Source organism: Siculibacillus lacustris (genome assembly GCF_004328075.1).
In the GTDB taxonomy this organism is placed as follows: Bacteria; Pseudomonadota; Alphaproteobacteria; order Rhizobiales; family Ancalomicrobiaceae; genus Siculibacillus; species Siculibacillus lacustris.
Window position 1 is genome coordinate 68682 of the sequence record NZ_SJFN01000023.1, and the last position, 11131, is coordinate 79812.

Annotated in this window: 8 protein-coding genes and 1 pseudogene; 4 read left to right on the plus strand and 5 right to left on the minus strand. The window is 71.2% G+C overall.

What is annotated here, in order from left to right:
• The first annotated feature begins 60 nt into the window (after window positions 1-60).
• Window positions 61-1863 (plus strand): translation elongation factor 4, encoded by a 1803-nt coding sequence (gene lepA / locus EYW49_RS15315; RefSeq protein ID WP_131310463.1) that lies wholly within the window; start codon window positions 61-63, stop codon window positions 1861-1863.
• A gap of 33 nt (window positions 1864-1896) precedes the next feature.
• Here lepA and EYW49_RS23040 read toward each other — a convergent pair whose 3' ends face one another.
• Window positions 1897-3243 carry a hypothetical protein gene (locus tag EYW49_RS23040; protein ID WP_165498280.1) on the minus strand — a complete coding sequence of 449 codons (1347 nt, stop codon included), beginning with the start codon at window positions 3241-3243 and terminating at the stop codon, window positions 1897-1899.
• Window positions 3244-3619: 376 nt separating this feature from the next.
• Between EYW49_RS23040 and EYW49_RS15325 the strand changes: the two genes are divergently transcribed.
• On the plus strand, window positions 3620-4129 hold the full coding sequence (locus tag EYW49_RS15325) for a hypothetical protein (protein ID WP_131310464.1): 510 nt from the start codon (window positions 3620-3622) through the stop codon (window positions 4127-4129).
• Window positions 4130-4184: 55 nt separating this feature from the next.
• Here the strand turns inward: EYW49_RS15325 and EYW49_RS15330 are convergent, their stop codons facing one another.
• Together EYW49_RS15330 and EYW49_RS15335 are read right to left on the minus strand one after the other, a co-directional pair.
• The gene (locus tag EYW49_RS15330) at window positions 4185-5471 is read right to left on the minus strand and encodes an NAD(P)/FAD-dependent oxidoreductase (RefSeq protein ID WP_131310465.1); all 1287 of its coding nucleotides are present in this window, start codon (window positions 5469-5471) and stop codon (window positions 4185-4187) included.
• Window positions 5472-5496: 25 nt separating this feature from the next.
• Entirely contained in the window at window positions 5497-6894 is a 1398-nt protein-coding gene (locus tag EYW49_RS15335) for a glutamine synthetase family protein (protein ID WP_131310466.1), read from the minus strand.
• A 138-nt stretch (window positions 6895-7032) separates the two neighbouring features.
• On the opposite strand from EYW49_RS15335, the gene EYW49_RS15340 reads away from it, so the two are divergent.
• The gene (locus EYW49_RS15340) at window positions 7033-7584 is read left to right on the plus strand and encodes a GNAT family N-acetyltransferase (protein WP_131310467.1); all 552 of its coding nucleotides are present in this window, start codon (window positions 7033-7035) and stop codon (window positions 7582-7584) included.
• Here the strand turns inward: EYW49_RS15340 and EYW49_RS15345 are convergent.
• Together EYW49_RS15345 and EYW49_RS15350 are read right to left on the minus strand one after the other, a co-directional pair.
• The gene (locus tag EYW49_RS15345) at window positions 7538-9328 is read right to left on the minus strand and encodes an AsmA family protein (protein ID WP_131310468.1); all 1791 of its coding nucleotides are present in this window, start codon (window positions 9326-9328) and stop codon (window positions 7538-7540) included. The two genes, EYW49_RS15340 and EYW49_RS15345, sit on opposite strands and share 47 nt — an antisense overlap.
• Window positions 9329-9418: 90 nt before the next feature.
• Window positions 9419-9688: a hypothetical protein gene (locus tag EYW49_RS15350; protein WP_131310469.1), complete on the minus strand. Its 270-nt coding sequence runs from the start codon at window positions 9686-9688 to the stop codon at window positions 9419-9421.
• A gap of 1299 nt (window positions 9689-10987) precedes the next feature.
• On the opposite strand from EYW49_RS15350, the pseudogene EYW49_RS15355 reads away from it, so the two are divergent.
• Window positions 10988-11131 (plus strand): annotated as a pseudogene (locus EYW49_RS15355) (IS256 family transposase); the annotation flags it as partial.

An 11131-nucleotide genomic window follows, 5' to 3' on the forward strand; every position in this document is an offset into this window, starting at 1 on the left:
CTTTGCCGCGGCGGGCTGCGGATGGTATTGAGCGCCACCCGTTCCGAACGAAGGCGCTCGATGACCACGTCGCTCGACCACATCCGCAACTTTTCGATCATCGCCCACATCGATCACGGCAAATCGACGCTGGCCGATCGTCTGATCCAGTCGACCGGCGGTCTCGAATCGCGCGAGATGGTCGAGCAGGTGCTCGACAGCATGGACATCGAGCGCGAACGCGGCATCACCATCAAGGCCCAGACCGTCCGGCTGACCTACAAGGCCAAGGACGGCGAGACCTACATCCTCAACCTGATGGACACGCCCGGCCACGTCGACTTCGCCTACGAGGTCAGCCGGTCGCTCGCCGCCTGCGAAGGCTCGCTGCTGGTGGTCGACGCCTCTCAAGGTGTCGAGGCGCAGACGCTCGCCAACGTCTATCAGGCGATCGACAATCATCACGAGATCGTGCCGATCCTCAACAAGGTCGACCTGCCGGCCGCCGACGTCGATCGGGTCAAGGAGCAGATCGAAGAGGTGATCGGCATCGACGCGTCGAACGCCGTGGCGATCTCGGCCAAGACCGGGCTCGGTATTCCCGACGTGCTCGAAGCCATCGTCACCCGCCTGCCGCCGCCCAAGGGCGACGCGGCCGCGCCTTTGAAGGCGATGCTGGTCGACAGCTGGTACGACGCCTATCTCGGCGTGGTGGTCTTGGTGCGGGTGGTCGACGGCATCATGAAGAAGGGTCAGAAGATCCGCATGATGGAAGCGGGTGCGACCTACGAGATCGAGCGGATGGGCGTGTTCACGCCGAAGATGACCGAACTCGCGGAGCTCGGCCCCGGCGACATCGGCTTCATCAACGCCTCGATCAAGGAAGTCGCCGACACCCGGGTCGGCGACACCATCACCGACGAACGCAAGCCCTGTGCCCAGGCCCTGCCGGGCTTCCGCCCGACCCAGCCGGTGGTGTTCTGCGGCCTGTTCCCGGTCGACGCCGCCGATTTCGAGGATCTGCGCACCGCGGTCGGCAAGCTGCGGCTCAACGACGCCTCGTTCACCTACGAGATGGAGACCTCCGCGGCGCTCGGCTTCGGTTTCCGCTGCGGCTTCCTCGGGCTGCTGCATCTGGAGATCGTCCAAGAGCGGCTGGAACGCGAGTTCAACCTCGACCTGATCGCCACCTCGCCGTCGGTGGTCTACAAGATCCTGCTGCGCGACGGCTCGATCCTGGAGATGCACAATCCCGTCGACATGCCCGACGTGACCAAGATCGAAGAGATCGAGGAACCGTGGATCCGCGCGACGATCATGACGCCGGACGACTATCTCGGCTCGGTGCTGAAACTCTGCCAGGACAAGCGCGGCACCCAGGTCGACCTCTCCTACGCCGGCACCCGGGCGCTGGTGGTCTATGATCTGCCGCTCAACGAGGTGGTGTTCGACTTCTATGACCGCCTGAAGTCGGTGTCGAAGGGCTATGCCTCGTTCGACTATCACATCACCGACTACGTCGCCTCCGATCTCGTCCGCCTGCAGATCCTGGTCAATTCGGAGCCGGTCGACGCGCTGTCGATGCTGGTCCATCGCACCCGCGCCGAGGCCCGCGGTCGGGCGATCTGCGAGAAGCTCAAGGACGTGATCCCGCCGCACATGTTCCAGATCCCGATCCAGGCGGCGATCGGCGGCAAGATCGTCGCCCGCGAGACCATCCGGGCGCTGCGCAAGGACGTCACCGCCAAGTGCTACGGCGGCGACGCCACCCGCAAGCGCAAGCTGCTCGACAAGCAGAAGGCCGGCAAGAAGCGCATGCGCCAGTTCGGCAAGGTCGAGATCCCGCAGGACGCCTTCATCCAGGTGCTGAAGGTCGAGAGCTGAGCCGGGCGGCGCGTTGCCGCGCCGTCTCGCCCCTCATCGCACGTAGCGCAAGCTCGGATCGTCGGATTCGCGGTGCCAATGGCAGCGCACGTCGCGATGGAACACCATACCCTCGACCGGATAAGCGTGGACGTGGCAGCTCTCGTCGAGCACCGCGCCGCGTTCGGCGCGCAGCGGCTGCGGCGGCGGGAACGGCCGCAGGACGGGTCGCGGCGGCGACGCCTCGATGCCGATGAACGGCACCCACGACCACACCCGGCGCCGCGGCACCACGATCACCTCTTCCTCGTCGTCGGCGAGCGGCGGCGGCTCGACCACGCGCGGCCGGCGAGCGTCTTCGCGCCGCAGGGTCTGGAGGCGATCGGCGAAGCCGTCGGGGTCGGGCCGGGCGGTGATCGCCGGGGCCTTGGCTTCGGGCTTCGGCTTGGGCGTCGTCGCCTCGCGCTTGGGTTTGGCGGTGGGTTCGATCGGCTTCGGCTGCTCGGCGACGCCGTCCTTGCGCAATGGCGTGGCGGCGGGCGGCGCGGCGACGATCGCCGGGGTTTCGGTCGGGGTCGGGGCGGTCGCGACCGGCGGGGKCGCGGGGGGCGACGACGGGGTCGGCGTGGCGACGGGGATCGACGGGGTCGGGATGGTCGCCGCGGCCGGCGGGGCGACGCTCGTCGGGGCGGCCGGCACCGATTCGGGCTCGGCGGTGCGCAGCGGCGGAGCGGTCACGGCCGGCGCGGCGGCGGTCGGCGGCGAGGTGGTCTGGTCCGACGCGGCCGGGGTGGGTGTCGGCGTGGCCGCCACCGGGGTGGCCGGCGTCGGAGCCGCAGCGGTGGCCGGCACGGGCTTGGGACGGGGCGATTCGGCGGCGTGGGGGGCGGGCTTGGGCGGCACACCTTCGGCGGTGGTCGGAGCCGGCTTGGGCAGCGGGGTTTCGGTCGACGTCGCCGCCGGTTTGCGGGTCAGGTCGATGACCCGCACCGGCGTGCCGTCGGCGCTGCGGGGGACGTCCGGCGTCTCTGGGGCTGCGACCGGGGTCGGCGCCGCGAGCGGGCCGGGGATCGGCGCAGCGGGCGTCGTCGGCGATGCGGACGCGGGGCCGTGGTCGACCATGTAGGGCTGGGCGCCGCCGGAGGTCTGCGGTCCCTGAGCGGTCGTCGGCGCGGCCGGGGTCGCGGTCGTCACCGGCGGCACGGGGGCGGTCGAAGTCGGGGCGGTGGCGGCCGGCGGCGGCACCACCGGTTCGGTCTGGCCGAGCACGGCGACCGCGGCGAGCGGCGTGGCGACGAACACCGCGGCGAGCAGCAGCAGCGTATGGGCGGGTCGACGCCGAGGCGGCCGATCGAGCGGCGAGGGCGGCGTGACCGGGGGAACTTGGACGACGGGCAGCATGGGATCTCTCCGAGACGACCGTGCGGGGCGCGGCCGACGCAGATCTCAGGAGAGCCCGCAAGTTCGGCGAGACGAGGGCGACAAACGGGCGCCGCCGGGACGGGGCGTATCGCGTCGGCGATCGGGGGTGGCCACGCCGAAGCTGTGCCCGCCATCACGGTTCGGTGAAGATCGCCCTGCGCCGGTCCAGAATGCATCCGACTTTGGTACTAGGACATCATGCCGCATTCCGTGCGGCACGACATCGCAGCGATCGCCGGCCGAAACCGACCGGCGGTCGCGGTTTCCCGATCGCCGCCGGTCTCGAAGGCGTCCGCAGGACCGATTCGGTTGCCGTCGGGGACCTCACGTCTCGGCTCTTCCAAAGGATACCAACATGACCACCGTTTCGGACGCACGCGGCATCGATCTCGGACCGATCAAGATCGGCCTGGCGTTGGTTCTGATCACGCTCGCGCTCAACATCGGCCTCGGCGCGATGTTCGGACTGAACGAAGATCTGTTCCAGGACTACATCAAGGCCGGGATCGCCGCCCATCCGACCCTGTTCCCCGACGCCGCCAAGGAGGCGGGGTACATGTGGCGGTGGATCCAGCGCGCGCATTTCCACGCCGGCGGCATCGGTGCCTTTTCGCTCGGGTTGGTGATCCTCACCGCGCTGACCGATCTGTCGGTGCTGCGCAAGCGGATCACCGCCGGCCTGATCGGATTGTCCGGGTTCTATCCGGTGGCCTGGTTCCTGATGTTCTACTACGCGCCGCTGGTCGGCCGGACCGCGGCCCACCATCTCTTCGTGGTGGAACTCTGCACCGACATCGGCGTCGGCGGCCTCTGCCTCGGACTGCTGTCCCTGGTCGCCGGCATCTTCCTGCCGAAGCGCGCCTGAGACGCGAGACCGAAACGGCGACGGCACCGTCCGTCGCCGCCGTCGCCCGCCCGAGTCACAACCGATCGCGGAGCCCGTACCAGGTCATCGCCAGCACCAGGGTCGGCCAGCGCAGGTGCGGGCCGCCGGGGAACTTGCGGGCGGGCAGCGAAGCCATGACGTCGAAGCGCGTCGTGTCTCCGTCGATCGCCTCGGCGATCAGGCGGCCGGCGAAGGTGGCGATGGCGATGCCGTGGCCGGAATAGCCGGCGGCGGTGTAGTAGCCCGGCTGCAGCCGGCGCACGAAGGGCAGGCGGTTCATGGTCACCGCGACGGTGCCGCCCCAGGCGTGGTCGATGCCGACGTCGGCGAGCTGCGGATAGATCTTCAGCATGTGGCCGCGCACGAAGGCGACGACGTCGCGCGGCGGGCTGCGGCCGTAGCGTTCGCCGCCGCCGAAGATCAGGCGGCCCTCGGCGTCGAGGCGCCAGTAGTGGACGACGAAGCGGCTGTCGGCGACGCCCTCGCCGCCGGGGATGAGCGTCGCGGCGCGGTCTCCGAGCGGTTCGGTGGCGAGCATGAAGGTCTGGATCGGCAGGACATGGGCGGCGATCTCGGGATCGAGCCCGTCGAGATGGCCGTCGGCGGCGATCACCACGTCGCCGCAGGTGATCGAGCCTGCGCCGGTGGTCACCCGCCAGCCGCCGCCGGGGATCGCCGCGACGCCGACCGCACGGGTTCCCTCGTGGATCACCGTGCCGGCGGCTTCGGCGACGCGGGCGAGACCTTCGGCATAGGCGAGCGGGTTCAAGTGTCCGGCGCGGCCGTCGCGCCAACCGCCGTGGTAGACGTCGGTGCCGATCGCCGCGGCGAGCGCCGGGGCTTCGAGAAAGTCGAGGTCGCGCGCGCCGTAGCGGCGCTCGAAGGCGTCGAGCTCGCGGCGGGTCGGTTCGACGAAGCGGCGCTTGTGGAGCGCGTGGATCAGGCCGTCGCGCCAGTCGCAGGCGATGGCATGTTCGGCGATCAGGTCCTTGACCGTCGCCACCGCGGCATCGGCGAGGTCGAGCAACTCGCGGGCCCGGGGCTCGCCGAACCATTTCTCCAGCGTCGGCTGGTCGAGGCGCTGGCCGTTGTGGACTTGGCCACCGTTGCGCCCCGAGGCGCCCCAACCGACGCGGTGGGCCTCGACGATCCGCACCGAGCGGCCGCGGGCGGCGAGATGCAGCGCCGCCGAGAGGCCGGTGTAGCCGGCCCCGACGACGCAGACGTCGGCCGTGACGTCGGCAGCGAGGGCCGGGCGGGCCGGCGAGGCCTCGGCGTTGGCGGCGTAGACCGAAGGCGCGTGCGGTCGATCGATGGGCATGGGGGCTCTGGTCCTGCTCGGGCGATCAGACGTTGAGCAGCAGATACTCCCGCTCCCAGGGACTGATCACCCGCATGAAAGTCTCGAATTCGGCGTGTTTGATCGCCCGATAGGTCGAGCGGAAGGCCTTGCCGAAAGGTTCGGCCAGTTCGTCGCAGTCTTCGAACAGGGCCAGCGCCTCGAGCAGGCCGCGCGGCAGGCCGAACTCCAGATCATAGGCCGAGCCTTCGACCGGGTCGTTGGGATTGACCCCTTCGACCATCCCGAGATAGCCGCAGGCCAGCGACGCGGCGATCGCCAGATAGGGGTTGGCATCCGACGACGGCACCCGGTTCTCGACGCGGCGGGCGGCCGGCGTGGAATTGGGGATGCGCAGGCCGACGGTGCGGTTGTCGTAGCCCCAGTGGACGTTGACCGGGGCGGCCGATTTGCGCATCAGCCGGCGGTAGGAGTTCACATAGGGTGCCAGCATGCACATGACGTGCGGCAGATAGCGTTGCTGACCGCCGATGAAGTTGAAGAACTCGCGGGTCGGTGCGCCCTCGGGGGTCGAGAAGATGTTGGCGCCGGTCTCGGTCGACAGCACCGACTGGTGGATGTGCATCGCCGAGCCGGGTTCGTTGGCGATCGGCTTGGCCATGAAGGTCGCGTACATGTTGTGGCGCACCGCCGCCTCGCGGATGGTGCGCTTGAACAGGAACACCTGATCGGCCAGCGCCAGCGGATCGCCGTGGCGCAGGTTGATCTCCATCTGGGCGACGCCCTCCTCGTGGATCAGGGTGTCGATCTCCAACCCTTGCGCTTCCGAGAAGTCGTAGATGTCGTCGAACAGGTCGTCGAATTCGTTGACCGCGGCGATCGAATAGGACTGGCGCCCGCTCTCGGCGCGGCCCGAACGGCCGATCGGCGGCTTCAGGGGATAGTCGGGGTCCTGATTGCGCTCGACGAGATAGAACTCCATCTCCGGCGCGACGATCGGCTTCCAACCCTTGTGCTCGTAGAGGCCGATGATCCGGCGCAACAACTGGCGCGGGGCGATGTCGACCGGACGGCCGTCGGTGTGGTAGGCGTCGTGGATCACCTGGGCGGTCGGATCTGACGCCCAGGGCACCACCGCCAGGGTGGAATAATCCGGGACCAGCTGGATGTCGCTGTCGGCCGAATCGATCACGAAGTCGTCGTCGTCGTCCGGATAGTCGCCGGTGATGGTCTGGGTGAAGATCGAGCCGGGGATCGACATGGTCGGCGCATCGACGAACTTGGCGACCGGCATCATCTTGCCGCGGGCGACGCCGGACATGTCGGGGACGATGCACTCGATGTCCTCGAGGCCGCGCTCGGCGAGCCAGTCGATCGCCGCAGCGGCATCGGCGACGCCGCGCGACTGCTCGGTCGGCGACAGCGGCTTCTTCTTCTTGGCCATGGGCCCCTCTTCGCGGATCACGGGCGGTCCGATCGGCTCGCCCGGCCCGAACCTACCTCCGGGGAACCGGGAAGGCCATGGGCCGCGGGACGGGCGGGGCGAAATCGCCGCTGCGGCGGCGTTCCACGAGGCGCGATCATGATCCCGTCCCCGGTGCTCTGGCGCGCCATGGGCGCCGAAGATCTCGCGGTGGTGATGACCATCGCCGATCGCCTGCACGTCGATCATCCGGAGGACGCGGCCGTCTTCGCCGAGCGGCTGGCGCTGGCGCCGGCGACCTGTCTGGTGGCCGAAAGCGACGGTGCGATCGGTGGTTATGCGATTGCCCACCCTTGGCTGATCGCGGCGCCGCCGGCCTTGAACTCTCGGCTCGGGAGCTTGCCCGAACGGCCGTCGACCCTGCACGTCCACGACGTCGCGCTGCTGCCGGACTTGCGCGGACGCAGCGTGGCGACGGCGGTGATCGCGCATTTCGCCGATGTGGCGCGGCAGGCCGAGTTGCCGCGCCTGTCGCTGGTGGCGGTCGGCGGCACCGAGGTGCTGTGGCGGCGATTCGGCTTCACTGAGGTCGCGACCACCGGCGTGGGGCTCGCCAGCTACGGCGCAGATGCCCGCTATCTGGCGACGCCGCCGGCCGCAGCGGTCACGGGGGCGGAGCCCCCAGGGTCGGTGGGGCATCGGCCGGGCTGACGCCGACGGGGGTTCGCTGGGTGGTCTCGAGGCGTCGGACATTACCGCCGACGCGGATCGGGATGGTGATGGTGTCGCTGCCGCTGCGGGCCGGATCGGGGCGGAAGGCCGGGAAGAAGGCATTGCCGACGAGGTCGAGCGCGCCGGTGACCAGATCGCCCGTGCCCTTCAACACGAATCGCGTGCCGCGGCTGTCGATGTCGAGGCGATCGACTTCGGCGCGGCGGCCGGCGAAGCGCAGGTCGGCGTCGATGCGGTCCCAGACGGATGTGCTGGCCGGCGCCGCCGCCTTGACGACGATCGGGTGGAAACGGGTGACGTCGCCGAAGGGCGAGGCGCCGGTGACCGTGACCGTGCGGGCGTCGAGGCGGAGGCGGCCGGCGAGCTGGGCGAGGCAGTCGCCGAGCCGGCGGCAGCGCAGATCGGCGTCGAGGGTGGCGGCGGTGCGCCCCGACTCGACACCGGGGATGGCCAGCAGCGACAGCAGCGGCGCGAGCGGCAGTTCGCCGGCGGTCGCCTTGAACTGGGCGCGCAGGCCCTCCTCGCCGATGTCGCCGCGCAGGGCCGCGGAGACCGGGGTGGTCCACAGGTCGGCGTTGCCGATCTCGACCAGCAGGCGGCCTTCGGTGGCGGCGAGGCTGGCGGCGACGCGTCCGAGGGAGAGGCCGGCGACGACGATCCGCGAGGCCGAGAGGCGCAGGTCGAGGTCGAAGGGCGGGGCGATCCGGTCGAGGGCGACGGCGCGCCAGCCGGCGCCGAGGACGCCGGTGCGGGCGCTGCCGTAGTCGAGGACGTCGAAGGCGAGGGTGCCGGCGAGCTGCGGCCGCGGGCCGTCGAACTGCAGCGCCAGGGCGCCCTCGCCGCGGTCGCCGGCGAGGTCGAGACGGGCGCCGGCGAGCGTGGCGGTGGTGCCGGCGATCGTCAGGCGCCCGCTCAGGGCGAGGGGGCCGTCGAGCAGGGTCGGATCGGCGGGATGTCCGCTCCACCGGGCGAAGCGCGCCGGGTCGGCGAGCGACGTCGCGAAGGTCCCGGCGACGGCGCCCTGCGCGTCGGCGGTGCCGGCGAAGTCGAGGTCGAAGCCGGGGGCGCCGATGCGGAGCTCGGTCGGGCCGGCGGCCGAAGTGGCGGCGGGACCCGGGGTGCGCAGAGCGAAGGTCGCCGCCTCGCCGTGCCAGCGCAGCGTCGCGGACGCCTCGAAGGTGCCGCCGGCGGGCGGCTGGACAAGAGTTGCGTCGATCGCCTCGATCGTCTCGCCGCCGCCTTCGGGGGCGCGCAGCGTCAGCACCCCGGCGTCGATGTCGATGCGACCCGGCGGCGCGGCGCGGGCCCGCTCGCGCAGACGGGCGACGAGGCCGTCGAGGTCGGGCGCCGTGGTCTCGACCACGGGGTGGGAGAGGGTCAGCCCGGTGGCGACGACCGCGCCGCGCAACAGCGCCGTCGGGGACAACCACACGACCATCGCGTCGGCCCGGCCGAGCGCCGTGGCCCCGTCGACGGTGGACGCCGCGACGTCGGTGAAACGGACGTTGGGCATCGGCATCAGGCGCACTTCCGCCGTGCCGCGGAGGCGCAGCGGCGTTCCGACCCAGGCTGCGATGCGGCGTTCGGCGTCGGCACGGAGCCGGTCGGGGGCGATCGACGAGCGGACCGCCACCGCGGCGACGATCAGGACGGCGACGACGATCAGGGCCACGGCCGGGCGCATCATGCGCGTCTGTCCCCCGAAGAGGCGGATGTCGGTCATCCACGGTGGTTAACCTCGGGATCGGGGCGATGCAACGCCTTTCACCGGCCGACTGCGGGTTTCCCCCTAGGGATGCGGTGCGACGCGACGTCATGCCGCCGGGGCACGCGCAGGGCTGCCGTAGGGCTCGCCCGAAGCGACGATCGGCGCGGCGCGCGCCGGCTGCCGGGCGGAGAAACGCACGCGCAGCGCGGGAGGGGGCTGGGGGTGGGTCGTGGCGGCGCTGCGGTGGCCCGCATGGTCGGCGCCGGAGGCGTCGGGGATGACCTGCTGCTGCGGCTCCACCTGGGGCCGGCCGGATGCGGTGGCGGGGAGCGCGATGTCGGGTGTGGGCGAGGGCAGGGCGATGCGGGACGGCATGCGCGCCGCCGGCGACCCCAGGGTGCGGCGTTCGCGGTCGGCGGCGCGAGGGCGGCGCGCGGGCGGCGCGAGGGGGGGCGTCGCAATGCGGGGCCGGCGCGAGAGACGAGGGCGCCGCCACGACGCATGGCCGCCAGGGGAGGCGAGGGTGGCGTCGCAACCCGCCATCGTCGTCGCTCGGATTGCATGACGCATGCAATTTGACTGTCGATCGAGGTGGCGATTTGGGCGGGCGTGGGGGCGAGTCGGGCGGGCAGGGCGAGGCGGGCGGGCTGGGCGGGCGGGCAGGGCGAGGCGGCAGCGTCGTGCGATCGGGCCGGCGTTCCGTCTGGGATCGGCCGAGCGCTCCGCGCCGGTCGGGCAGCGTCGGTTCGGACAGAGCGTCGGACGGTCCGACCGGAAGCGCCGCCGCCAGCCGCATGGGCGGCGTCGCGTGCTCAGGGGCGAGACGCCGGAGCGGGACGGGAGCCGAGTTCCCGAATGGTTCTGCCGCTCGGACGCGCGAACCGGTCGTCGATCTCTCGTCGATCGACGCGCGCGCGAACCCACTGCCGACCACGGCGATCGATCCGAGCGGGGGCGGTCGTCGCCGGCCACGGGGAAACGTCGTGCCACCGGGCTCGCCCGACGGCGGACGACGTGCCGGCGGGGGCGGCCGAGCGGTGGTACCGCGCGGAGAGCATCGCCGCCGGCATCGTGGGAAGGGGGGCGATGGAGGCGTCTCCGGGCTCGAGTCCGGTGATCAGCGAGCTTCTTCCGCCGCTCCCGCCGCCCCCGGCTCTCCCGGCTCTCCCGTCACTCCCGTCGCCTCCGTCGCTCCCGGTGAGCGCAGCGAGGGAAGGGAGCCCATCCGCCGATTCCCTCATCGCGACATCACTTAATCCTTGTTCCGACATCCTTGTTCCGGCGCGGATCGGCCCGCCAGGGAAGACGGTTGTGGGCGCCGCGCTCCGGCCGCCGTTCTCATGCACCGCTGACCCTCGGGCGAGGGCCGCATGACCCTCGGGTGAACGCCGCAGCGGTCACGAAACGGGGTGCCCCGGATCGAGCAAATCCGGTTCGGATTGCATGATGCATGCATTCAGAGCGAGGTGCTGAGCCTCGTCGAGACCGGGTCGAGCGGTTGCGGCGGCCCGTGCAACGGGCCTGCGCGGCCGTGCCGCGATCGCGGCGCCGCCGGTCGCGCCGTAACCGATGGGTCGTGTCCCATGAAGTGGTGTAGCTGACGAGAACGGTGGTCATCGGCGGTGCGGCGGTATGGTCGGAGTTGCGAGAACCAACCCGACCGAGGAGCCACCGATGACCGACATGATGATGAGCCTACGGACGCTCGTGGAGAAGAGCGCCGACGCCGATGTTTTGCGCGAGATGATCGGCTTCGCCGCGGAGCGCCTGATGGAGCTGGAGATCGGCGCCCACACCGGTGCCGAATGGGGCGAGAAG